22 protein-coding genes are annotated in these 25478 nt (G+C 43.7%); 18 read left to right on the plus strand and 4 right to left on the minus strand.

Going from position 1 to position 25478, the window contains the following annotated elements; genetic code table 11:
* The first annotated feature begins 97 nt into the window (after nt 1-97).
* The 8 genes from ACE5CV_RS14330 (at nt 98) to ACE5CV_RS14365 (ending at nt 9427) form a co-directional block, all read left to right on the plus strand.
* Entirely contained in the window at nt 98-1456 is a 1359-nt protein-coding gene (locus ACE5CV_RS14330; protein ID WP_374950871.1) for a DEAD/DEAH box helicase, read from the plus strand.
* Nucleotides 1422-1730 carry a hypothetical protein gene (locus tag ACE5CV_RS14335; RefSeq protein WP_374950872.1) on the plus strand — a complete coding sequence of 103 codons (309 nt, stop codon included), beginning with the start codon at nt 1422-1424 and terminating at the stop codon, nt 1728-1730. The genes ACE5CV_RS14330 and ACE5CV_RS14335 overlap by 35 nt, the downstream gene beginning before the upstream one ends.
* 8 nt (nt 1731-1738) lie before the next feature.
* A complete protein-coding gene (gldC, locus tag ACE5CV_RS14340; RefSeq protein ID WP_374950873.1) occupies nt 1739-2068 on the plus strand; it encodes a gliding motility protein GldC in 330 nt (109 codons plus the stop codon).
* Nucleotides 2069-2071: 3 nt separating this feature from the next.
* Entirely contained in the window at nt 2072-2494 is a 423-nt protein-coding gene (locus ACE5CV_RS14345) for a hypothetical protein (protein ID WP_374950874.1), read from the plus strand.
* A gap of 89 nt (nt 2495-2583) precedes the next feature.
* Nucleotides 2584-6024 carry a response regulator gene (locus ACE5CV_RS14350; protein ID WP_374950875.1) on the plus strand — a complete coding sequence of 1147 codons (3441 nt, stop codon included), beginning with the start codon at nt 2584-2586 and terminating at the stop codon, nt 6022-6024.
* A gap of 2 nt (nt 6025-6026) precedes the next feature.
* Entirely contained in the window at nt 6027-6863 is an 837-nt protein-coding gene (locus ACE5CV_RS14355; RefSeq protein ID WP_374950876.1) for a CheR family methyltransferase, read from the plus strand.
* The gene (locus ACE5CV_RS14360; protein WP_374950877.1) at nt 6853-7449 is read left to right on the plus strand and encodes a chemotaxis protein CheB; all 597 of its coding nucleotides are present in this window, start codon (nt 6853-6855) and stop codon (nt 7447-7449) included. Before ACE5CV_RS14355 ends, ACE5CV_RS14360 begins: the two co-directional genes overlap by 11 nt.
* 22 nt (nt 7450-7471) lie before the next feature.
* Entirely contained in the window at nt 7472-9427 is a 1956-nt protein-coding gene (locus ACE5CV_RS14365) for a response regulator (protein WP_374950878.1), read from the plus strand.
* On the opposite strand, the gene ACE5CV_RS14370 is transcribed toward ACE5CV_RS14365, so the two are convergent.
* Nucleotides 9411-9899, minus strand: coding sequence for a methylated-DNA--[protein]-cysteine S-methyltransferase (locus ACE5CV_RS14370; RefSeq protein WP_374950879.1), 489 nt, complete (start codon nt 9897-9899; stop codon nt 9411-9413). The genes ACE5CV_RS14365 and ACE5CV_RS14370 overlap by 17 nt on opposite strands.
* Entirely contained in the window at nt 9899-10708 is an 810-nt protein-coding gene (locus ACE5CV_RS14375) for an SDR family NAD(P)-dependent oxidoreductase (protein ID WP_374950880.1), read from the minus strand. The genes ACE5CV_RS14370 and ACE5CV_RS14375 overlap by 1 nt, the downstream gene beginning before the upstream one ends.
* Before the next feature lie 118 nt (nt 10709-10826).
* On the opposite strand from ACE5CV_RS14375, the gene ACE5CV_RS14380 reads away from it, so the two are divergent.
* From ACE5CV_RS14380 to ACE5CV_RS14400, 5 genes are all read left to right on the plus strand, one after another.
* The gene (locus tag ACE5CV_RS14380) at nt 10827-11510 is read left to right on the plus strand and encodes a heme exporter protein CcmB (RefSeq protein ID WP_374950891.1); all 684 of its coding nucleotides are present in this window, start codon (nt 10827-10829) and stop codon (nt 11508-11510) included.
* Nucleotides 11511-11545: 35 nt separating this feature from the next.
* Nucleotides 11546-12733: a carboxypeptidase-like regulatory domain-containing protein gene (locus tag ACE5CV_RS14385; protein ID WP_374950881.1), complete on the plus strand. Its 1188-nt coding sequence runs from the start codon at nt 11546-11548 to the stop codon at nt 12731-12733.
* A gap of 273 nt (nt 12734-13006) precedes the next feature.
* Nucleotides 13007-13672 carry a cytochrome c biogenesis protein CcsA gene (gene ccsA / locus ACE5CV_RS14390; protein ID WP_374950892.1) on the plus strand — a complete coding sequence of 222 codons (666 nt, stop codon included), beginning with the start codon at nt 13007-13009 and terminating at the stop codon, nt 13670-13672.
* Nucleotide 13673: 1 nt separating this feature from the next.
* Complete coding sequence (locus ACE5CV_RS14395; protein ID WP_374950882.1) at nt 13674-13883, plus strand: CcmD family protein; 210 nt, start codon at nt 13674-13676, stop codon at nt 13881-13883.
* A 154-nt stretch (nt 13884-14037) separates the two neighbouring features.
* On the plus strand, nt 14038-15474 hold the full coding sequence (locus tag ACE5CV_RS14400; protein WP_374950883.1) for a Glu/Leu/Phe/Val dehydrogenase: 1437 nt from the start codon (nt 14038-14040) through the stop codon (nt 15472-15474).
* A gap of 175 nt (nt 15475-15649) precedes the next feature.
* Here the strand turns inward: ACE5CV_RS14400 and ACE5CV_RS14405 are convergent, their stop codons facing one another.
* Nucleotides 15650-16291, minus strand: coding sequence for an NAD(P)-dependent oxidoreductase (locus ACE5CV_RS14405; RefSeq protein ID WP_374950884.1), 642 nt, complete (start codon nt 16289-16291; stop codon nt 15650-15652).
* A 592-nt stretch (nt 16292-16883) separates the two neighbouring features.
* Here ACE5CV_RS14405 and ACE5CV_RS14410 point away from each other — a divergent pair.
* Both ACE5CV_RS14410 and ccsA (ACE5CV_RS14415) read left to right on the plus strand, forming a co-directional pair.
* Entirely contained in the window at nt 16884-17297 is a 414-nt protein-coding gene (locus tag ACE5CV_RS14410) for a cytochrome c maturation protein CcmE (protein ID WP_374950885.1), read from the plus strand.
* Between the two features lie 13 nt (nt 17298-17310).
* Nucleotides 17311-19770, plus strand: coding sequence for a cytochrome c biogenesis protein CcsA (ccsA, locus tag ACE5CV_RS14415; protein ID WP_374950886.1), 2460 nt, complete (start codon nt 17311-17313; stop codon nt 19768-19770).
* 378 nt (nt 19771-20148) lie between these two features.
* Here ccsA (ACE5CV_RS14415) and ACE5CV_RS14420 read toward each other — a convergent pair whose 3' ends face one another.
* The gene (locus tag ACE5CV_RS14420) at nt 20149-20931 is read right to left on the minus strand and encodes a DUF817 domain-containing protein (protein WP_374950893.1); all 783 of its coding nucleotides are present in this window, start codon (nt 20929-20931) and stop codon (nt 20149-20151) included.
* 198 nt (nt 20932-21129) lie between these two features.
* On the opposite strand from ACE5CV_RS14420, the gene ACE5CV_RS14425 reads away from it, so the two are divergent.
* The 3 genes from ACE5CV_RS14425 to ACE5CV_RS14435 form a co-directional block, all read left to right on the plus strand.
* On the plus strand, nt 21130-22170 hold the full coding sequence (locus ACE5CV_RS14425) for a PAS domain-containing protein (protein WP_374950887.1): 1041 nt from the start codon (nt 21130-21132) through the stop codon (nt 22168-22170).
* 119 nt (nt 22171-22289) lie between these two features.
* Complete coding sequence (gene mutS, locus ACE5CV_RS14430) at nt 22290-24899, plus strand: DNA mismatch repair protein MutS (RefSeq protein WP_374950888.1); 2610 nt, start codon at nt 22290-22292, stop codon at nt 24897-24899.
* Between the two features lie 145 nt (nt 24900-25044).
* On the plus strand, nt 25045-25478 hold a 434-nt coding region (locus ACE5CV_RS14435; protein ID WP_374950889.1), incomplete at its 3' end, for a C40 family peptidase.

Genomic DNA, 25478 nt, shown 5'->3' on the forward strand with positions numbered 1-25478 from the left:
GTTTTTTGAAAGGTTATTTCGATCTTTCCGACACGCTAACTTTTGGTCTTACGGACTTTCTGACCGCGCTTCGTGCAAAAAACCTATCTTTGCGGCTATGGCTGTAACCTTTGAAGATTTTAAATTTAACCGGCAGATACTGAATGCTATTGCCGATGCCGGTTATACCGAAGCTACGCCGATACAGCAAAAGGCTATCCCGCCGATAATGAACGGGCAGGATGTTATGGGTATTGCCCAAACCGGTACCGGTAAAACTGCCGCCTATGTACTGCCTATTTTAATGAAGCTTAAATATGCACAGGGCGACAGTCCGCGGGCGCTTATCGTATCGCCAACGCGTGAGCTGGCCATGCAGATAGAAGAGAACATCAAAGCGTTTGCCGCCAACACTGACTTGCGGGTAGTGGTATTGTTTGGCGGTTTAGGGCCAAAAACGCAGATCGAGAACATAAATAAAGGGGTAGATATAATTGTGGCTACTCCTGGCAGATTCCTGGACATTTACCTTGCGGGACACATTGTTACCAAAACGTTGCAGGTGCTGGTTTTGGATGAGGCCGATAAGATGATGGATATGGGCTTTATGCCGCAGATTAACCGCATTTTGGAGGTGGTACCGGTTAAGCGCCAAAACCTGCTTTTTTCTGCCACCATGAGCGATAAAATCCAGGAACTGTCACACAATTTTTTGGAGTTCCCTACGGTTATTGAAGTCACCCCGCAGGCCACCACTGCCGAAACAGTAAGCCAGCAATTGTACCATGTGCCCAATGTAAAAACAAAGATCAACCTGCTTAAAGCGCTTTTGGATAAAGAGGGCGACATTAAAAAATTAATGATCTTTTGCAAGACGCGCATCGCTGCCGAAGATGTTTTTAAATTCCTTTCCCGCAAATACGGCGAAAAAGAAGTAAAGGTGCTGCATGCCAACAAAGGGCAAAACACTCGTATCAATTCCATCAATTCGTTTAAAAACGATGAGGTAAAGATACTGGTGGCTACCGATGTTGCGTCGCGCGGTATCGACGTGAGCGATGTAAGCCATGTGATCAACTTTGATGTGCCGGTGGTAATAGAAGATTATGTACACCGTATTGGTCGTACCGGCAGGGCTTACAATTCAGGCGTGGCTGTTACCTTCGCGGTACCGTCCGAAGAGTATTATGTAAACAAAATACAGAAGCTTATCCGGCAAACCATCCCGGTATTCGAGATCCCCGCTGAGGTATTCATCGAACAAACAGGTTATGACGAGCGGCAGGAACAGGCGAAAGAAATAGATTTGCAAAAGCGCAAGGAAGACCCGGATTTTAAAGGGGCGTTCCATGAAAAAAAATCGCTGGCGCAGATCAAAAAGTTCGAAGCTAATAAAGCCAAAAAAAATCCTAATCATCCAACCAACAAGAAACCCGTAAAACATGGCGGACAAAAACGATCTGGCAGAAAGCGTTGATCAACCTCGTAAATTCCGAATCAGCCCGTTAAACTTCGCGACAGCGGGCTTCTTTATCCTGGCAGGATACATCTTCATTAACGGCGCCAAGATTACCGGCAGCCCCTACGAGCACTGGAGCGGTACTATCAGCCTGATATTTGTCCTGTTTGGGGTGGTTGTGTCATTGCTGGATATAATTTTCAGGAATTTCTTCGCCGAAACCAAAAAACTGTGGCTAATCGAACTTAGCTTTATAACTTTGGTGGCTATCATATTTTTACTTGTTAAATAATTTTCTTAATGAAGACTGCCGAAATAAAGCTGACCGTACAACTCGACGATAATAACATCCCGGAAAAGATCCTGTGGGAATCTACCGATTCTAAAAACCAGGAGGCGTTACCTGTACAGGCGTTTATGCTTTCACTATGGGACCAGGGATATAAAAACACTTTAAAGATTGATCTTTGGACTAAAGATATGCCGGTTGACGAAATGAAGCGTTTCTTTTACGAAACCCTGCAAACCATGGGCGATACCTTTTTGCGTGCAACAGGCGAGAAGAACATTGTTGAAGACCTGCGCGATTACTGTGCACACTTCGCCGATAAAATGGAGATCAAACAATAAACAATGCGCCCTTCATCACTCATTGCAACGCTGGGCTTTTTTCTACTAATTGCCGCTACGTTTTGTCCCATGCTGCGCGTACTGCATGTAGTAACCTGGAACGTTTACAAGCTTAACCAGCCATACGGTATGCTATTAATGCTGGTAGGGGTTGTAGGTGTAGTGGGTACAGCACTTGGCCAGCTTAAAGTTACCCGTATTGCCGCATGGGTATCACTTGGCCTTGTAATTGTGCTTTATATTGCCGCTGTACTCAAAGTTAAGGCTGCATTTAGTTTTATCCCATTCCGGGCACTAAACGGTTTTTTAACCCGCCAGATAACCTTCAAGTGGGGATGGCTGGTTTTGTTTGCCGGTGCCGCGCTTTCTGCTTTAGGGGACTTAGCTGCCAGGAAATCAACAATAGATACCTCCAATTTAAAATAAGTACTACCTGCGTGTTTATTGCGTACATATGTAGCGCTAATAAGTTTTTTTGAACATATTTGTACAGTGACATTAACCTATCATAATCCATGTTAAAGCTTTCTTTTCGTAATCAGGTATTGGCAGGCTTCGGCGCGTCTATAATACTTGTTTTTTTAGTAGGCATACTTTCCTATAAAAGCATCAACCAGTTAGAAGATGATACCGTTTGGGTAGACCATACTCAAAAAGTTATAAAAACCACTAATAATCTGCTGCAGCTGCTTATCGACGGTGAAACCGGCATGCGTGGTTATGGTGCTACAGCTAACAAACAATTTTTAGACCCTTACAATGTTGCGGTACCGCGCATCAATGAGAACCTGACGCAGCTGGGCCAGTTGATAGAGGATAATCCTACACAATTAAGACGTGTTGATTCATTAAAATCATTAGTGGCAAGGCAGATGGCTTTGCTTAAGCTAAACATCGATACCCGCGAAGAAAAGGGATTGGATTACATGGTAGCCAACCATATGTTCCTGAACGGAAAAGGCAATATGGATAGCATCCGCGACATAAACCTAAGGGTGATTGAAACGGAGAACAATTTGCTTGTCCAGCGCAAGGCCGCATCAGAAAAAGCCTCACGCGACGCGATAATTATTATCGTGATAGGTTCAGTGATCTTCCTGCTCATTATCATAATCATGTTCTACTACATCCAATCAACCTTTGCGCGCCAAAAACGGGTTGAGGAAGAGGTAAGGGTTGCCAACCTTGAATTGGAAAAAGTATTGAAGCAAAACGAACTGAAGAACTGGTTGCTGACCGGTACGGGCACACTTAATGAAAAAATCCAGGGCCAGCAAAGCGAAAAAGAACTTTCAGAAAATATCCTGCGCGAAATTAGCAGTTACACCAGCGCCTTAACCGGTACTTTTTATCTTTATGATGATGTGGAAGAGCGCCTTGACCTGCAGGCGTCCTACGCGTTTAACGATCCGTCTGCATTGAAGCAGCATATCCGTTTATCTGAGGGCTGGATAGGCCAGGCCGCTAAAGATGAGCGCGCAGCGGTAGTTAAAGGCAAACTGAATGAAAGGCTAACCCTGGGCAGCTCCATCCTGCAGGATGAACTCATCGAAACGTTTATCGTGCCGTTCTTTTTTGATAAAAAACTGAAAGGGGTTATTGAAATTGGTTTTCGCGATCAATTAAAGGAAGAGGTTAAAGAATACATCCTTTTGGTTGCCAATGATATTGGCGTTGCGGTGAACACTGCACAGGCCCGCACCATTATGCATGACCTGTTCGAAGAAACCCAGCAGCAAGCAGAGGAACTGGAAGCGCAGCAGGAAGAAATGCGCGTAACCAATGAAGAGCTGATGAACAAAACAGAAATGTTGCAGGCATCAGAAGAAGAGTTGCGCGTACAGCAGGAAGAACTGCGCACCATCAATGCCGAACTGGAAGAGAAAGCCAGCCTTTTGGAAGAAAAGAACCAGACTATAGAAGAAGCCCGCCAATCCATAAGCATCAAGGCAGACGAACTGGAAACCACCGGCAAGTACAAATCGGAGTTTTTGGCTAACATGAGCCATGAACTGCGCACGCCGCTTAATAGTATCTTGGTACTGGCGAGAATTTTAAAAGATAATAAGCCGGCCAATCTTTCAGAAGATCAAATAAAATATGCCAGCGTAATTTTTAACGCCGGTAACGACCTGCTGACTCTGATCAATGATATCCTGGACTTATCGAAGATTGAATCGGGCAAGCTGGATATGCAGAACGAGGATATAAAGGTATCCGAGATTCTGGCCGATATGCAATCGTTATTTGCTGAATTTGCCATTAACAAAAGGATCAATTACAAAACAAAGGCCGTTGATGTGCCGGTTACGATATTTACCGACAAGGTAAGGGTAGAGCAGGTGATCAAGAATTTGTTATCAAACGCATTCAAGTTCACTCCCGAGAATGGTTCTATCACCATTACTGCATCCCGCGGTGTCAAAGAAAAAACGATCAACTTTAGCATTAAGGATACAGGTATTGGTATCCCCGCAGAAAAACAGAAGATCATCTTCGAAGCATTTCAGCAGGCAGACGGATCAACCAGTCGCAAATACGGTGGCACGGGTTTAGGACTGTCCATCAGCCGCGAACTTGCCGGCCTGTTGGGTGGCAGCATAACCTTGAACAGCGAGCCTGGTGTAGGTAGTGAGTTTATCCTTACATTGCCTTTCGAAGCCACAATTGTGCCTGTAGAGCAGGAGGTACCTACCGTAGATAGCTTTGCACCAACAAATACTTTTCTGGCAAGCAATGCCGTGAAAAAAGCTGCTCACCCGGACAGGGACCCGTTAGTGGTGATAGTTGAGGATGATAAGAATTTTGCAAGCATCCTGGAAGATTACGCCCGTGACCACGGTTACAAATCGGTAATGGTAAATGAGGGGACAAACGCTGTAGAGATCATTAAAGAACAGCAGCCCGATGCCGTTATATTAGATATTATGCTGCCCGGTAAAGATGGCTGGCAGATATTAAAAGAACTAAAACAAGACGAAGAGACCTTACACATCCCGGTACACCTGATGTCGGCAGGCGAGGCTGCAGCTAACCGTGTACGTAAGGAAGGTGCAATCAGCTTTTTGAAAAAGCCTGTGAACACTGAAACTTTAGATAAGCTGTTTGGTGATATTATGGCTAACAGCGGTACCAAGTTTACGCAGATACTCCTGGTTGAAGATCATCAGGCACAAAGCCAGGCCCTTAAAGATCTGATGCAAAGCCAGGGCATTACTGTCGATCAGGCGTTTGATGGCGAGTCGGCATTCCGAATGCTTTACCAGAATGAATACCAATGTGTAATACTTGATCTTAACCTGCCGGATATTTCAGGACTCGATCTGTTGGATAAGATCAAAGAGGTTGACCGCTTTGCAGCATTGCCGGTAATTATTAATACCGCAATGGAGCTTGATAAAACATCGGTAAACAGGCTGATGCATTATGCCAACGCTATGGTGGTTAAAACCAGCAAATCATCAGACAGGCTGATAGATGAGGTGAACTTGTTCCTGAACAAGATAAGCGAAACCGGTATACAGCAAACAGGTTCAAACAATACCGGCAAAACCAAAACTATCACCAAAGGCAAAGAGGCAATTAAAGGTAAAAAAGTGCTTATTGTAGACGATGACATGCGTAACATTTTTGCACTAAGCAGCGCCTTAGAAAGCTACGATCTTAATGTTGTAATTGCCAATGACGGTGAAGAGGCCATTTCCAAGCTGGAAGAGGTAGCTGATATCGATATCGTGCTGATGGATATTATGATGCCTAAAATGGATGGTTACGAAGCAACAAGGCATATTCGTAAGCAAAACAAATGGGCGAAGCTTCCTGTTATTGCCTTAACCGCAAAAGCCATGAAGGATGACCGCGAAAAATGTATTGCAGCCGGCGCTAACGATTATATTACCAAGCCGGTAGACATTGACCGGCTGATAGCATTGATGCAGATGTGGTTGGATAACTAACTATGAGCACTGCTACAACCAATTATACTTTAACGCCACAGCAGATAACTGAACTGATTGACTTTGTAAAAAAAATACACGGGTTTGATTTTAGCGATTATACCAAAGCCTCTTTAAAACGCCGGCTGGATAGGATCATGATGCTTAAAAAGCTAAGCTTTTATGATTTGAAACATGAATTGGTAAATGACCCGGATTTTTTCCAGGAGTTTTTAGAGGAGATTACCGTGAACGTTACAGAGATGTTTCGCGACCCTGCCTTTTACAAAGCGCTGAATAATCAGGTGTTGCCCTATCTGTCAACTTACCAGCACGTTAAGGTGTGGTGTGCTGGCTGCTCATCAGGAGAGGAGGCGTATTCGCTGGCGATATTGCTGAACGAGGAGAAGCTTTTCAAAAAATCGTTTATATACGGTACTGATATTAACACAGAGGTTTTGAAGGAAGCACGCAAAGGGATTTACAGCCTGCGTAAGATAAAAAGCTATGCAGAGAACTATTTGTTTACCGGCTTGCCCGGTTCCATTACCGATCATTTTACGGTAATGTACGATGCTGCCGCTGTGCATAGCGAACTGAAGCAAAATACCTTGTTTTCGGTGCACAACCTTATTTCAGACACTATCTTTAACGAATTTCAGATGATCACCTGCCGCAATGTTTTCATTTATTTTGAAACCGAACTGCAGGAGCGCATCCTTGATCTTTTTTATAAAAGCTTGTGCCCGCTGGGCTATCTTTGTTTAGGCAATAAAGAAACTATCCGTTCAGATTCATTCCGGAAGAAGTTTAAGGTGATCAATCAAAAAGAAAATATATATCAAAAAATTGGCTCTTAACACCCAACTGATAGAGCAATGGCAGCAGTCGAAGGTATTGCTGATAGGTGGGTCGGCAGGCTCATTTAAATTGATATTCCGCATGGTTAAGGCATTCCCCCATGACCTTAATAAGACGGTGATTATTATCATGCACCGCAAAAAGAATTTTTTTAGTGAGATAGAAAAACTGTTCTCAGAAAATAGCCGTATGTTGTTGCGAGAAGTTACTGATAAGGAGATAATAGAGCATAATGCCATCTATATCGCCCCGCCTAACTATCATACCCTAATTGAAAACGACGGGCTTTTTGGCCTTGACGTTTCTGACGCCGTTTGGTATTCAAAACCATCTATTGATGTGACTTTTGAAAGCGCAGCGGAGGTATATAAGCACAATTGTACAGCTATATTACTATCCGGGGCCAACCAGGACGGGGCAGAAGGTTTACTACGATTAAAGGATGCGGGCGCTTTAACTATCGCCCAAAACCCGGATGATGCAGAGATGGCAGAGATGCCGCAATCTGCAATTGATATTAATGCTGCCGGCTATGTTTTAGATAGCAGCGATATTTTTGAGCTGATACAACATAACACAACCTGACCCCAGTACTTACACAATTGAAATGGCCCCAATAAATATCCTAATTGTTGATGACAGAGAGGAAAATATAATAGCGCTAGAGGCTTTACTAAAACGTAACGATATACGTTTATTTACAACCACATCCCCCAATGATGCGTTGAAAATAGCCTGGGAAAATAACATCGCTATAGCTTTGGTGGATGTGCAAATGCCCGAAATGGACGGCTTTGAATTAGTGGAGATGCTAAAATCTAATCCGCGCACAAAAGATATTCTAGTAATTTTTGTGACCGCAATCTCTAAAGAAAGCAAATATGCCGTTAAAGGCTTAGGCACCGGCGCGGTAGATTATCTTTACAAACCGCTTGACCCTTACATCACATCGGCCAAGGTAGATTCATTTATAACCCTTGCGCGCCAGCAAGCCGAAATACTGCAAAAGAACGAAGAGCTGCAGGCTTATGCCATTGTGGTAAAAAACAGTGCAGATATTATTTGTTCGGTAGATGCAAGCAATCTGCGTATCAACACCATTAACCCGGCTGTAGAGCATATACTCGGCTATAAGCCATCCGAGCTTATCGGAAGAAGCATTGTTGACCTGGCAATAGACGCAGAGCGTGACACCCTGCGCAAGAGGCTGGGCGGGATAATTAAGGATAACCTTACCTTTGCTACATTCGAATCACAATTTAACACCTTTGATAAACGAACTATCTGGACGGACTGCCGTGCATCGTACCGCAACCGGATTATCTTTTTAAATATCAGCGACAATTCGCCGCAAAAAAGTTACCAGCAGCAGCTGATCAAATCAAAGGAAGCGGCCGAACTGGGTAAAAAGGTAAAAGAAACCTTTTTGGCCAACATGAGCCATGAACTGCGTACGCCTGTTAACGGTATTATTGGCATCACCAATATGCTGCTCAAAAGCGGTGTTACCGATCAGCAGGCTAATTTATTAGAAATGATGGAGACATCATCCAAATCCTTATTAGCGGTTATAAACGATGTATTGGATATCTCCAAGATAGAGGCCGGAAAATTCAGCATTGTACGTTCGCCGGCCAACATTCGCGAGATCGTGAACATGGTACATGGGCTGCTTAAATTTACTGCTGATGAAAAGGATATCAGCTTCGAGGCGCTGGTAGATAAGGATGTGCCCGAGATCCTGATGCTAGATTCTTTACGGCTTAACCAGATCCTGATGAACCTGTTGAGCAACTCTATCAAATTTACCTCGCATGGGTTAGTTAAACTGCATGTGTCGGTACTGCAACGGTTTGATCATAAGGTGAAATTAAAATTCAGCGTATCAGACACGGGCATAGGTATTCCTAATGATAAACTATCCAAGATCTTTGAATCTTTTGAGCAGGCCGAAGAAGACACTGCAACTAAATACGGCGGTACAGGTTTAGGGCTGGCCATTGTGAAAAAACTGGTTGAATTAAAAGGAGGGGAGCTTTCTGTAACCAGCGAAGAAGGGACTGGCAGTGAGTTTGCCTTTACCAACTGGTTTAATGTGGCAGAATCGCAATTAGTTGCCCCGGATAAATTGCCTGCTAAAAAAAGTAAAGTACTTGCTCCTTTTATTGATGTAAAAGTACTGGTAGCTGAAGACAACATGATCAATCAGTTCATGCTTGCCAAAATGCTTAAAGACTGGAATGTAACTGTTGACGTTGCAGACAATGGCCAGAGCGTTATTGAGCGCATCAAAGAAAATGAGTACGACCTGATACTTATGGACACGCACATGCCGGGTATAAACGGATACCAGGCAGCAAGGATGATACGTATGGATTTTGAAGAACCCAAACGGAGTGTGCCAATCATTTCATTATCAGCGGCGGCTTATGAGCATGAGCACCAGGAAGCTCTATCATCAGGTATGAATGATGTTTTGCCAAAACCGTTTGAACCTCATGAACTGCATTCAAAAATGCAGAAGCTGCTTAGCGGGAGCCAGCAAACTAAAAAGGTAATATAGTTTGGCCAACGCCAAGCACTTTGGCCTCATGGGCTAAAAGCCACTGCTTGCGCCATAATCCGCCGGCATAACCAGTAAGGCTGCCGTTGCTGCCTATTACACGATGGCAAGGCACTATTACCCACAAATTATTTTTTCCGTTGGCTGCCGCAATTGCGCGGATTGCCAGCGGATTTCTCATTTGCTGCGATTGCTGATTATAAGTGATGGTACTGCCATAGGGTATTTTTAAAAGCTCCAGCCATACCTGCTGCTGAAATTCTGACCCCGGTTGTTTTAATGGCAAATCGAAATGTTTGCGATTGCCCGCAAAGTATTGCTGTAACTGTTCTACAGCCTGCAACAAAACCGGTGAAGTTGTCTGCGTTTCTTCGGTCTCGTCATCCCGGATCGAAACTTTTGAAATATAACCCTCCTCCTCCGCTATCAGCGCGATACCCAGAGGGGTACGGAAATAAACTTCCGCCACCATTATTCGGTTTCAGCTTTAACCAACGATTTAAGATACACTTTACTCATATTACCTGCAAGGAAACTTTTTGGTAAAAAGTTCATCATCACGCTACCTACACGGTTTAAAAAGCCGGGTACATAGTTGTACTTACGGCTCACAAAAGCGTGGATACCTTCTTTTGCTGCCTGGTTAACAGGCATCAGCCAACTTTTTAATTCGTTAAATTTAGTGCCGTCGGTCATCTCTGTTGCTATACCACCGGGGGCAAATACAGTGATGGAGAAGTTAGGGTTTTTCAACTCGTAATGCAGCGCGCTGCCAAACGCCGTAATAAACGCCTTGGTGGCCGAGTATGCGGCCTGGTAAGGTACCGGGAAATAACCCGCCATGCTGGATACCAGCATAACGCTTCCTTCCTTTTCAGGCTGTTCAAAGTAATTGACCAGGCTGTTGGTCATTCGTACAACACCGGTAACGTTGGTATTTAAAATACTTTCAAAGTTTTGCCACGGTAGTTCAGTATGGCGGCCAAAATAGGTTACCCCGGCATTTAATATTGCTCCGTAAAGCTCGCCGCCGGCAATACTTTCATTAATTACTCGGTCGGCCTCTTCAGGAATAGACAAATCGGCAACAATTATTTTTATTTTGATACCTGCAGAGGTTTCCAGCTCGGTTTTTAACTCAGCAAGTTTCTCTCCCCGTCGTGCAGCGATAATTAAATTGGCTTTAAAGTTATGCGCTAACTGGCGGGCCATTTCCTGCCCCAGGCCTGATGATGCACCAGTAACCAAAACCCATTTATTATTTAACTGCAAATGTTTCATTCCGCTAAGTTAATTTTTAGTGGGGAAGTGCGAAACTGCGGTAGCAGATTTTAGGCACAGCGCCGGATTATTATCAATGCAACTTCTCTTCGCACAACTTTTTGACTTTCTTTGCAGTATGAAACTCATGGGGCAAACCTTTGAACTGCTTAAGAAAGAAATTGTGCTGGAGTGGCGCTCCAAATATGCCTTTAATGGTATACTGCTCTATATCGTATCCACAGTCTTTGTTTGTTACATATCATTTAACCTTAACCCGGGTTTTAAGCAAAGCCAGGGTTATCCAATAGTTTGGAATATCCTGTTTTGGATAATTATGTTGTTTGCTTCTGTAAATGCTATCGCAAAGAGCTTTTTGCAGGAGAGTAAGAGCCGCCTTTTGTATTATTATTGCATTGCACACCCGCAAGCTATTATCCTGTCAAAAACAATTTATAATACCCTGTTAATGGGGTTATTAAGTATATTAGCCTTAATTGTTTATTCGGTTTTTTTTACCAATACGGTTAACGATCTGTTTTTTTATTTTGTGATCGTTCTGTTAGGCAGTACCAGCTTTTCCACAGTGTTTACCATGATTTCTGCCATCGCGTCAAAAGCTGGTAACAACGGAACGCTGATGGCTATCCTTAGCTTCCCGGTGATCATCCCGGTTATCCTGCTCCTGATCAAAGTTAGCAAGGCCGCCATGGATGGGCTTGACCGTAGCATTAGCCTGGGTAGCATTGGTGTTTTACTTGCTATAAATGTTATTGTTATCGCAACATCCCTTATATTATTTCCGTTTTTGTGGCGGGATTAATTCACTCCTTATCATCGACAAGAATTTAATTTAGTATGATGCGCGGCTGGTATCTGATCATATTTTGTTTTGTATTGCCAATTACCACATTGGCGCAGGGAGGCACCATCAGCGGTAAAATTTTAAGTGCCGGCAGCAAAACGGCAGTGCCCAAAGCCAGTGTGTTTTTAAGCAACGCCACATTCGGTACCGCCACTGCCGACGATGGAAGCTTTACCTTGCGTGGCGTTAAGCCCGGCCAGTACGATCTGGTAGTTACTACGCTTGGTTTTGAAGAATACAGTCAAAAAGTTTTAGTTGGCAATCAGGCCATCAACCTGACTATCGAACTTACGCCAAAGGTAATGATGATGAAGAGTGTAACTATCATCAGCAATGCCGACTGGAAAAAAAACTACGAGCAGTTCAAGAAGGATTTTATAGGAACCAACGATAACGCTAAACATTGCAAGGTGATCAATCCACGGGTGCTGGATCTGATCTATCACCGTAAAACGCAAACCTTGGAGGCATCTGCAGACGAGTTCCTGGTGGTGGAGAATGATGCACTAGGATACCGCACCAAATTTTTGTTAAGCAGTTTTAGCAGTGATAACCTTACTCATACTGTAGCTTACTCGGGCAGGGTGCTCTTTGAAAATCTGCCGGGAAGTGAGGCGCAAAAGAAAAAGTGGAAACAAAAGCGTGAGGAGACCTATTATGGCTCGGCACAGCACTTTTACCGCGCATTATATAAAAACAAGCTGGCAGAGGAAGGTTTCGTGATCTACAATTTTACACGGGTGCTCAATAACCAGCGTGCGCCCGAAGATTTGATCCAGCGAAAAATGAAACAGTTCCGCGAAACTAACCGCGACTCGGCCATTTACTGGAGCCGACAAAGCGATGTGCCTAAATGGGCGCAGGAAACGCTGATAAAGCCCCCACTGGAGGAAAACAAAATATTACGCAGCACCAGACAAGACGGAATCTTTGTAATTACTTTTCCTTATTACTTATACGTTACCTACGTTAAAAAGCGGGAGGAGACCTATTTTAAAGATATCTATCGCCCGCTGGATATGGAGAATTATGAAACCAGTGTCATCACACTCCTGCAGCAGCCTTACACTGTATTTGACATGAACGGATCAGTGATCGGCAACGCACCATTGTATGAAGGCACCTGGTCTAAAGCCAAACTGGCGAACCTTTTGCCGGTAGATTACGAACCTGGGGATTGATCTATGATACTATCCAAATCTGGTAGATGAAATGGGTATGATACACTAATAAGACCTGAATCTTTGTCGCCTTTCCGTCATCTAATAAATAACGTTCATTTAAATTAACCAAATTACTAGTTGTAAGCTGCTTTGGTAAACAAAACATTAAAACAATAAACACATTAATAAAACATTGGCAAAGATGAGCATGCATGCGGTTGTAAAGCCGGATAATGGCATTTTTAAGTAAGTAAATTGCTACCTTTGCCGCATAAATCAGATATGAAGTTTATTTATCAAACTTGGTGGAAGGTACTGGCTGTTGTAATGATATTTTACACGCTGATAGCCGGTATGTTACTGGGCGTACCCAGGTTGCCTATTTTGCACGAAACTATCCGCAACACTTATTTCCACGTACCTATGTGGATAGCCATGTTTACAGTTTTTACTATTTCGGTTATCTACAGTATCAAATACTTAAAAAGCGGTAAGGAAGAGCATGATCTGATTGCTGTTGAATGTGTGAATACAGGTATGTTCTTTTTTGTTATCGGTTTGATAACAGGCATGCTTTGGGCCAAATACGCCTGGGGCGAATTTTGGAGTAATGATCCTAAGCAAAACAGTGCCGCTATAGCGTTTTTGCTCTATTGTGCTTATGGGGTGTTACGTAACTCCATAGACGAGGAGCAAAAACGAGCCAAGATCTCGGCCATTTACAACATCTTCGCATTCCCGGTGATGGTGGTACTGATTATGGTTTTGCCCCGCCTTACTGACTCTTTGCATCCCGGCAATGGTGGTAACCCGGCCTTTGGTAAACTGGATATGGATAACAGGATGCGCGTTGTACTTTACCCTGCGTTTATAGCCTGGGCGTTAATTGGCGTTTGGATAGCTACTATCCGTTACCGCATCCGCCTTATTGAATTTAAAAAGAATGCTATCAATTGATATGAGAAAAATTGTTCTGTTAACCGCCATTTTGTTTTGTTTTTTTATCGCTAATGCCCAGCCAGGGCAGAGTGTAGAAATGGCTGATACCATGCGCAGCCAGGGTAAGATATACGTAGTAGTGGGTACCATTGTTATTGTTTTTGCCGGTTTGGCATTTTACCTGTTCAGTATAGACAGGCGGTTAAAGAAGATCGAAAAAGAAAATTAAAATCAAAACTCTCTTTATTAATAGTAAACATGTAGCAAGCCAGCAGATGTGCCGGCAGTGCAAAACACTTAAATTTTAAATTTGCATTATTGATAAAAAATATACCAAATTTGTGCACTTTTTTAAGAGATTAATTTTTTAGACAATTTAAATTATGAATATCAATAATCCGACTGCAAATCAGGATACTCACTTTTTTGGTGATGTGTGTAAAAACTTTGATCATGCAGCGCAATTTACCCAGCATGATGCAGGTTTGTTAGATCAGATCAAGTCATGCAATAGTGTTTACCGTTTCCGTTTCCCTATACGTAAAGGAAATGGCTTTGAAGTTATCGATGCCTGGCGTGTTGAGCACTCGCACCACCAATCGCCAACAAAAGGCGGGATCCGTTACAGCGAGATGGTGAACGAGGACGAAGTAATGGCACTTGCAGCATTAATGACTTACAAATGTGCTATTGTAAACGTTCCGTTTGGCGGCGCTAAAGGCGGTATCAAAATAAATCCTAAAAACTACACGGTAGGTGAGTTGGAAAACATTACCCGCCGCTACACAGTAGAACTGATAAAGAAGAATTTTATAGGCCCAAGCATTGACGTCCCTGCTCCGGATTATGGTTCGGGCGAGCGCGAAATGAGTTGGATAGCCGATACTTACGCTACCATGAACCCTGGCCAGTTAGATGCTTTGGGTGCTGTTACCGGTAAGCCAATTGCGTTACATGGCATTGCAGGCCGCCGCGAGGCTACCGGCCGTGGTGTGGCTATCGCCATTCGCGAGTGTGTGGGTGTTGCCGAGGATATGCAGAAAATAGGTTTGACAACCGGCCTGTCTGGTAAAAAAGTTATTGTGCAGGGTTTAGGTAACGTAGGTTACTACTCAGCCAAGTTCTTATCAGAATTTGGTGCGTTGATAGTTGGCCTTTGTGAGTTTGAGGGTGCTATTTACAATGAGGATGGTTTGGATGTTGAGGCAGTGTTTCAACACCGCAAAGCAACCGGCTCCATTTTAGGTTATGCCGGTGCAAAGCAGGAATTCAAAAATACAATGGACGGCCTGGAGCAGCCATGTGATATTTTGGTACCGGCAGCTTTAGAAAATCAGCTTACAATAGAAAATATTGGCAGCATCAAGGCTAAAATAATTGCCGAAGGTGCCAACGGCCCAACCTCGCCGGAAGCAGAGGCAGCTTTTTACAAAGCAGGTGGTATGGTTATCCCGGATATGTACGCTAATGCCGGTGGTGTTACCGTATCTTATTTTGAATGGTTAAAAAACCTGAGCCACGTAGCATTTGGCCGTATGAACCGCAGATTTGAAGAAAATTCAAACCTTAACCTGGTAAATATGGTAGAAGGAATTACCGGCACATCATTAACTCCAATACAGCGTTCGACAATCATTAAAGGGGCCTCTGAACTGGAATTAGTTAATTCAGGTTTAGAAGATACCATGATCCGTTCTTACCATGAAATTCGCGAAATTTACAAGAACAACCCTAAAGTTGAAACCCTGCGTAATGCAGCGATGGTGGGTGCTATCAATAAAATAGCCGTATCATATATGAACCTTGGTGTTTGGCCGTGATCAATTACCGCAACGGTAAAAATTGCTATAAATTTAAAAGGGTTGGAAATATTTTCCAACCCTTTTTTGTTTAGTACGACAGACTTGTCCAAGCGTTCACGTTCATGCGCTGTGAACACTGTGAACGGTCATAAAAACTTAACTATCAAATATTTAAAATTTAAGCTTTTCAATTTTATGGCTTGTTTGCTATAAAAGGGGCTTGTTTTACATATTCTTTGCTATCTATCTGCGCTATCATGAACAGGGCCAGGCTGGTAGCGCTGATATTACTGCCTGGGCAATCCCGTAGGTTTACAGCTATTTCGGTAACCTCATCGGTCTGCTCTATTAACGGCAGGCGTACCATTGTCCAGTTTATGTTGCTGGCCGAAAGTAGGTTATATTCCACCTGCCGGTCGGCGGTGGTTTGCGGGTAGTTCTCATACATCCATCTGGTTCCGAATTGTGCCTGCGGGCCTTTGTTATCTGCGGGTGCATCTACATTTAGACCAGCGGTAGTAATATATCGGTTTATGCCGTGTATTTGCATGGCGTTCAGTATATTATCGGTAGCATCGCTAAAAATGGTTTGCTCACCCACGGGCTGACTAAGGCAACTAAGCACCACGTCGCAGCCGTGTAGCAGGGAGTTGATAGCCTTAGGATCGCGCGCATCGCCTGTGACAACTTCAATAAGCGGGTTCTCGATTTGCAGCGTTTCGGGTTTGCGATGAAGCAGCTTGACGTGAAAATTTTGTATAAGTAACTGTTTTAGGAGGTATTTTCCGGCTTTACCGGTGCCGCCGATAAGGGCGACCTTTTTTGGTAGATTCATTTTTGATCTCTTGATTAGAAAATATTAAAGCATCGATTTCAAGCTCATGCCATCCGGACGGAGGCATAAGTGGTACATGGCCTGGTTAGGCTTTTGTAAGATTTTATATTTTAAAAGAGATTTTAATACAATAAAGATAGAGAAAGAAAAAGATTTAGGGAGGTTTTTATGACAATGTGTTAAAAATAATTATACAGTTTGCATTAGGGACAGGAGTGGATACTGGCCGGGTGCGTAAGGCCTGCAGGCGTATGAACGGATAGCCCGGGCCGCAGGCAACGTTGTGGTATTGATTAGAGAATTAAGGATAGAGGGTGGTGGGTAGAGAGTAGTGATTGGTTGATTGAAGATTAGTTTAAATTGTCTGACCAGAATTTTCAGAATTAAAAATTTTCGGGATTTTAAAACAAAACTATAATTATCGGCATTCCACTCACCACTCACCACTCACCACTCACCACTCACCACTCACCACTCACCACTCACCACTTAATCAATATCAATTCTAAATAATATATATCCCTTGTAATAAACTAATTTAGCTAAGCGTTTTGTATTTTTGTAACCTGATATAAGAGGATTAAACCAATTAATGAAAAAAAGTTCAATATTCGGGATCATCGTTATTGCAATTGCAATAGCGGTTATCATCAGCACATATTCAAACACTAGTGTTTACGGTTCTTTTAACGACGCTAAAGCAACCAAAGCCGAGCTGCATGTGGTGGGCCAGCTTAACAAAACCAAAGAACTGGTCTATGATGCTACCAAGGATGCCAATTATTTTTCTTTTTATATGAAAGATAATAAGGGCGAGGAGTGCAAAGTGGTTTACAGCGGTACAAAACCCCAGGATTTTGAGCGCTCGGAGCAGATTGTTTTAACAGGCCAGATGAAGGATGGGGAATTCCACGCGTCAAAGATCCTCACGAAATGCCCGTCTAAATACAAAGACAATAAGCTTAACGTGACAGAGGTTAACGCTACCAAAAGCGCGAGTTTATAATTAAATTTTTTTAATGGATATAGTTTATAAAGGCGAACACCTGCTGCCAGGGCATGTGGGCCAGTTTTTTATTGTTCTTGCATTTGGCTCCGCACTTTTTTCTTTTATCTGTTACTTTTTTGCCGCGCAGGAATCTGCACCTAAAGATGATAACTCCTGGCTGCGTTTAGGCCGTATAGGTCACTGGTTAAATACGGTATCTATCATAGGGATGGGCATTTGCCTTTTCTACATCCTTTACAATCACTTTTTTGAGTACCATTATGCATGGTCTTACACCTCGCGTACATTGCCGGTCTACTACATCGTATCCGGTTTTTGGAACGGGCAGGAAGGCGGCTTTTTACTCTGGATGTTTTGGCAGGCGGTATTGGGTAATATCTTAATCTGGAAGGCCAGATTATGGGAAAAGCCTGTTATGGCTACGCTAGCCTTATCCCAGGTTGTATTAGGCACTATGGTTTTGGGGTTGCAAATTGGCAGCGCCCATATTGGCAGCTCTCCTTTTTTACTTTTACGTAATGCAATGGAGGCCCCTATTTTTAAGAATCCGGATTACCTGGGTTTTATAAAAGATGGTAAGGGCATGAACCCTTCACTGCAAAATTACTGGATGATCATCCACCCGCCGGTTCTTTTTTTAGGCGTAGCTTCTTTCATCGTTCCCTTTGCATACGCAGTAGCAGGCTTATGGCAGCGGCGTTACAAGGAATGGATACAGCCGGCGCTGCCTTACGCGCTTTTTGCTTGCATGGTAATGGGTACCGGAGTCATAATGGGTTCATTCTGGGCTTATGAGTCGTTAAACTTTGGCGGTTTTTGGGCTTGGGACCCGGTAGAAAACGCATCGATATTTGCCTGGTTATTGATGGTAGGCGCGGTGCATGTGCTTATTGTTTATAAAAATACCGGCCACTCATATTTCACCGCTACATTTTTGGTGATGATGAGTTTTGTATTGGTTTGGTATTCATCATTCCTGGCCAGGAGCGGGGTACTGGGCGAATCATCGGTACACGCCTTTACAGACCTTGGGCTGTTTTGGCAATTGGTTATCGGCGTAATCATCTTTTTAGCTATTACCATATACCTGCTGGTTTCACGTTGGAAGGAATTACCCATTACCAAAAAAGACGAAGAAACTTACTCGCGCGAGTTCTGGATGTTTGTGGGTGCTATCTTCCTGGGCTTGTCCTGCTTCCATTTAATTATTGTTACATCTATACCTGTCTGGAATTTGATGTTCGGAACCAAAATGGCCCCGCCAACAGATCCGGTTAAGCACTATAATATTATCCAGGCTTCATTTGCGGTGGTAATTGCGCTATTAAGCGGCTTTACCCAGTTCTTAAAATACAAAAAAACGGATGTAACCAGGTTCTTTATCACTACTGTAATTTATCTGGTATTTGCAGCCCTGGTTACTGCACTGGTTACTTATGCTACTGGCTTATACAAATTACATTTTGTGTATTTGTTAGTAATGCTGTGCTCGGTGTATACCATTGTAAGTAATGGTAAAATCTTAGCGGATTCATTAAAAGGTAAGTACAAACTGGCAGGGTCGGCGGTATCACACATTGGATTCGGCTTGTTGCTCGTAGGCGCGCTGATATCGGCCGGTACGCAAAAGGTAGTGTCAGAAAACACTACCGGGGATCAATACAGTGAAGAATTCGCTAAGGCCGAAAATCCTAAAGAGAATGTTTTGCTTTACAAAAATCAACCGCTTAAAATGGGTGAGTATACCATTACATTTAAAGGGGATACCATTGAAGGCGCCAGCCACTATTTTAACATTGCTTATGAGCGCGTACAGGATGGTAAGGTAACCGAGAATTTCACGCTGCGGCCCAATGTAATACAGGCCCAGGGAGGCATGTCGTCTACCCCGGATACAAAGCACTACCTGTTTCATGATCTGTACACCCATATCACCATGACTAACATCATCAGTACCGAGCCTAAGGATGAGGAGGCGCATACAGAGAACGCTGATGATAAAAAGTATGACGCCCCTGTAGCGCATGAGGTTGCTATTGGCGATACCATACCTTTCCGGGAAGGGTATATTGTGCTTAGAGGATTAAACAAAAATGTTAAATTAAAAGACCTGCCTTTAACCGCTAAGGACATTGCCGTTGGTGCGCAATTAGAGATCAACAGCCATGGTACAACTTACAAAAGCGAACCTGTGTATCTGATAAAAGGTCGCAGTGTTTTTGACTTTGGCAAAGAGATTGAAGATGCCGGCTTAAAGCTGCGTTTCACTAAGATAATCCCCGGGCAAACACTGGCTACCGGCAAAGTAGAGATCACGGTATATCAACAGCCGGAGAGCAAAAAGAAATTCATTGTAATGAAAGCTATCCGTTTCCCTTATATCAACTTCCTGTGGGCAGGTACCATCATCATGGTGGTAGGTTTCTTTATGTCGATACTACGCCGGAACAAAGAGGTTAAAATAGCGTAAGCGAAACTTACCAAATAATTTAAAAAAGAGCGGCAGGCGAGAGCCCGCCGCTTTTTTGGTTGATTGCTGTAAGAAACATGTTATTTAGAGGGCAACTGGATGTAAATTATAGAACCGAATGATGACCGCAAAATGTGGCATAGCGTAACGCACGGTTGGCACAGGCACTGATAAAGTACTGCCTTTCATAGGGCGGAACCAAGCCACGACTTTTTTCTTTGGTTCGTTTCTTTTTTGAGAGAAAAAAGAAATGAACATCCACAGGCCTACCAACGATTACTGGTAGTCCTAATGGAGCACTGATTAACTCAAGGTTGTCAGACTCAACATGTCACCATGCCAAAAAATATTTTTATTGATTTTATTCTGCGATGGCCATTAGTGCTTCTGTTCTTCAATATCGCCTTTCAACAGCTTTAATTCTGCAATGATGATAAAGCTTACAATTACCAGGAAACCCCAGGAACTGATCTTTTGGTAATTGACCATAGCCCATGTTTTATGCTGATAGGCGTATTTCCAGGCGCCTAACTTGGTAGCCACATTCTCGGCAAGCCAGATAAAGAAGCCGATGAGCACAAATGATACGATGACAGGCATCCGGTAAGCCTTTTTTTCGATATGGAATTTCACCAGCGACTTGCGGAAAAAAATGATGATCAGCACACCGATATAATAGCGCACATCAATAAAAAAATGGTTGGTGAAAAAATTAAAATAGATCAGCGCGCCGCAAATCCTGGCAACCCAGTGACCGGGCCAACTGATCAGTTCAAGATCAAACCGGCGCCAGGCCTGGCACATGTAACTTGCTACGCTGGCATACATAAAGCCGCTGTACAAGGGCACACCTGCAAATTTGGTGAACGCTGCTTCGGGGTACGACCATGAGCCAATGTGCACCTTAAACAACTCCATCATTAACCCCAAAAGATGGAAAACACAGATCACTACTACCTCATTTTTCGTTTCTAATCCGCCAAAAAACATAGCGGCTTGTATCACAATGCAGGCAATCAGCATAAAATCGTATCGGGGGATAAAACCGGTAAACAGATGCGACAGGGCCAGCATCGTAAACACCAGCACCGGGAAAATGCAGGATAACGCCTGTTGTATGGTAAAAATGAGGAAGTGGCGTATATAGGTTTTCAGGAGGATAGGTTTAGATTTTAAAAATAGTGATTTTGTGCAATAGGTAATGATAATGACGCTGTGTTAATTTCAGCATGTTCAATAACGGTTATGTTCGAAAATCTACTTCCCGTATCTCTATTTTTCAGATACACTTGTATTAATTTTTTTACTAAATTTAATTAACATTGCACGGTAATAAGGGATCAAGGAAACGATTATATAGTGGACGAACAGGCCGAATTGCTTACTTTATTAGGTAAACTCAGAAAAAGCGAGGATCAATATCGCCAGCTTATTGAGCAAGCTTCGGACGCTATTTACGTTCTGTCGCCTGACGGCCGGTTTACCAACGTTAACGGCAGCATGTGCAATTTGCTGGGCTACGACAGGTCGGAACTCCTGACCATGAACATTGTTGATATAGTAGACCCGGAGCAGTTGAAGGTAGATCCCCTTAAATATGTTAGCCCATCCGACCCGGTGACGTCTACCATACGCGAACGCCGCTTTGTTCGTAAAGACGGGCTGATATTTGATGTAGAGATCAACGTAAAAACGTTCCCCAATGATAGGGTGATGGTAATAGCACGTGATATTACAGAACGCAAAAGTGCCGAAAAGCAGATACAAAAAGAGCGGGAACTGCTCTTAAAATCAGAAGCTAATTTGCAAACAATTTTAAATAATACCGACACTGCGTTCGCCCTTTTAAGCACCCGTTTAGAGATCATCGAATATAACAACCTTGCACTCGAATACGCTCAAAAGGAATTTAATTATACGCCCGATATGGGTAATAACCTTTTGGCGCATTTGCCAAAAGAACGGATCAATAAATTCAATAATTACATTAAGACCGTTTTAAGCGGCGAGCCGGTTAGCTATGAAATTAATTATCCCGAACAGACGGGCGAAAATTCATGGTACTTTGTCCGGATGTTCCCGATAGCTGATAAAGGGGAAAACATCCTGGGGATTATTTTAGCTGCTACAAATATTACCGAGCGAAAGCATTCCGAACAGAAGCTGCAACTTGCGTATAAGCATATCAGCCAGCATGTTGCGAGCATCAGGGAAATGACCTGGAAACAATCGCACCTTATCCGCAGTCCTATAGCCAACTTAAAAGCGTTGACAGCTTTATTAAAGGCAGACCCAACTTGCGCGGTAACCTTTGAACACATAGAAAGCGAACTGGACAGGCTGGACAAAATCATTGTAGATATGTCTAACGAGGCGTCAGAACGAACGGTGATGAATTGATCGAAATTGCTATGGTCAAGTCGTTCGTCAAGCAAAATTCCACATTTCTTAACTTTTCAACATTGCCGATAAACCACAGCCAATAGGTTAACTTTACCTGATTAACAACATCCTTAAAATTGGCTAAGAGCGAGACAAAAGAAACCCCTTTAATGCAGCAATATAATGCCATAAAGGCTAAGTACCCCGGTGCTTTGTTGCTGTTTCGCATAGGCGATTTTTACGAAACATTTGGTGCAGATGCGATTAAGGCAGCCGGGATACTGGGCATTACACTTACCCGCAGGGCAAACGGAGCCGCCTCTCACATTGAGCTGGCCGGATTTCCGCACCACTCACTGGATACTTACTTATCAAAACTGGTTCGCGCCGGGCAGCGTGTAGCCATATGCGACCAGCTGGAAGATCCCAAAACCACTAAAACCATTGTTAAACGCGGTGTTACCGAATTGGTAACCCCCGGTGTTGCCACCAGTGATAACATACTGCAACAAAAGAGTAATAATTACCTGGCATCGCTTTATTTTGAGAAGAACAGTGTGGGTATTGCCTTGCTGGATATCTCTACCGGCGAATTTCTTGCAGCGCAGGGCAACACCAGCTACATTGATAAGTTGCTGCAAACGTATGCGCCAAGTGAGATCATTTTTCCTAAAAGTCGCCAGCACGATTTTAAGGAAACCTATGGTGACCGCTTTTATACCTACACGCTTGACGAGTGGCCTTATAGCGGCGACTATGCTCAGGAAACCTTATTGAAGCACTTTGGTGTAAAATCTTTAAAAGGCTTCGGCATAGATAAGTTGAACTTAGGTATTGTAGCCGCGGGTGTTGCGTTGCATTACCTGAATGAGACCGAACACCGTAACCTGCAGCACATTAGCGCGATTGGCAGGATAGAGGAAGACCGTTATTTGTGGCTCGACAGGTTCAGCATTCGCAACCTGGAACTGGTTGGCTCGGCTAACGAAAATGCCCTTACGCTGGTTGATGTACTTGATCATACTTGCTCACCGATGGGTGCCCGTATGCTGCGCCGCTGGATAGTAATGCCGTTAAAAGAAATTAAGCCGATACAAGACCGCCTGGGTGTTGTTGAGTACCTGATTGCCGAAGAGGAACTGCGCGAGAACCTGCAGCATCATATACGGCAGATAGGCGACCTGGAAAGGCTGATCTCGAAGATAGGTTTGCAAAAAGCTAATCCCCGCGAAGTTTGTCAATTGAAGAAAGCTTTGATTGCCATTGAAACAATCAAGAAACTGACCACGGAATCAATAAGTGAGCCGCTGAAGGCTATTGGCGAGCAGCTAAACCCCTGCACATCGATATCCGAAAAGATCGGCCGAGAGCTACATCCCGAGCCGCCTGTGATGATGATAAAAGGCTCGGTGATGAATGACGGGGTGAACGAAGAACTTGACCGCCTGCGTAAGATCGCCTTTGGGGGCAAAGGGTATCTTTTGGAGATCCAGAAACGCGAGGCCGAAACAACCGGAATCCCCTCGTTAAAGGTATCATTCAACAATGTGTTTGGCTACTATCTAGAGGTTACACACAGTCACCGCGATAAGGTACCAACGGACTGGATCCGCAAGCAAACGCTGGTTAACGCTGAGCGTTACATCACACCGGAATTAAAAGAATATGAGGAGCAGATCCTCGGTGCCGAGGAAAAGATCCTGGTACTGGAAACCAAACTTTATAACGATCTGCTTTATGCCCTGGCCGAATACATCAAACCTATACAGCTAAATGCCAACCTCATTGCGCGGCTGGATGTTTTGCTCAATTTTGCGCATATCTCTATAAAAAACTACTACGTTAGGCCTGCAGTAAATGATAGCCGGGTGTTAGATATAAAAGGCGGCCGCCATCCGGTGATCGAAAAAAATCTGCCCCTGGGTGAAGAATATATTACCAACGATGTTTTCCTGGATTCCGAATCGCAGCAGATCATCATCATTACCGGCCCTAACATGGCGGGTAAATCGGCCTTGCTCAGGCAAACCGGTCTCATTGTGCTAATGGCACAGATGGGTTGTTTCGTGCCCGCCAAAGCCGCATCAATTGGTGTGATCGATAAGATCTTTACACGGGTGGGTGCATCAGATAACCTATCCTCGGGCGAATCGACCTTTATGGTAGAAATGAACGAAACGGCCAGCATCCTTAATAATATTTCTGAACGCAGCCTGATCCTGCTGGACGAGATTGGCAGAGGTACATCAACATATGATGGAATATCTATTGCCTGGTCGATAGCCGAATACCTGCATAACCACCCGGCGGCAAAGGCGAAAACCCTGTTTGCAACCCACTACCACGAGTTGAATGAGCTAAGCAACAGCTTTAACCGCATCAAAAACTTTAATGTGTCGGTAAAAGAGGTTGGCCAGCAGATCATTTTTCTGCGCAAGCTGGTTCCCGGCGGCAGCGAACATAGTTTTGGGATCCATGTAGCAAAACTTGCCGGCATGCCAACAAAAGTATTAAGCCGGGCCAACGAGATCCTGAAAAAGCTGGAGCATGAGCGCACAGGCGGCGAGCATATTAAAGAAAGTATCCGCAAGGTGCAGAAGCAGGCGGTACAAATGCAGATGTTTTCGATAGACGACCCGGTGCTGGTCAAGATTCGGGATACGCTTAACAACCTAGATGTAAATACCTTAACCCCTGTAGAGGCCCTGATGAAACTTGACGAAATTCAACGGGTTATAAAAGGTTAACAGATATGCAAGCGTTTTCGCAGGATATAGCCATCATTCGTTGATAGGCTATTTTCATTATCGGCATATCTGCGCATCAGTTTGATTGTTGATATGTTTAAAACATCTGCTGTAACGTCAAAGCGTTTACAAATATCTTTAGCTTATGCAATATACACGTTACGCCAAACTGCTGTTATTTCTGGTGACTGTCGTTATCATCACATCATGCCACTCGCGTAAACTTGCGGTTAAGAATATCCCGAAACCAAACGGCATTGACGGCATTCTGCTTCCCAAACGCGGTCCTTACGTAATGGTAAAGCCGGAGCGGGAAATTGCCGAAAAATATTCTGCTTTGATAGGGGTAAAACGCAGTGATATACAAAACGGCCGTTTGTACAATTTTATTGAAGAATGGTACGGAACCCCTTACCGCTTTGGCGGAATGGGCAAAGACGGAGTAGATTGTTCTGGCCTGGTATTTTTACTCCAGTTACAAGTTTACGATCAGCCGGTGCCGCGTACCTGCGCCCTGCAGGTTAACGTAGTTAAACGCAAGTATGAGGAAGAGCTGAAAGAAGGCGACCTGGTGTTTTT

The sequence above is a fragment of the Mucilaginibacter sp. genome, assembly GCF_964263795.1.
In the GTDB taxonomy this organism is placed as follows: domain Bacteria; phylum Bacteroidota; class Bacteroidia; order Sphingobacteriales; family Sphingobacteriaceae; genus Mucilaginibacter.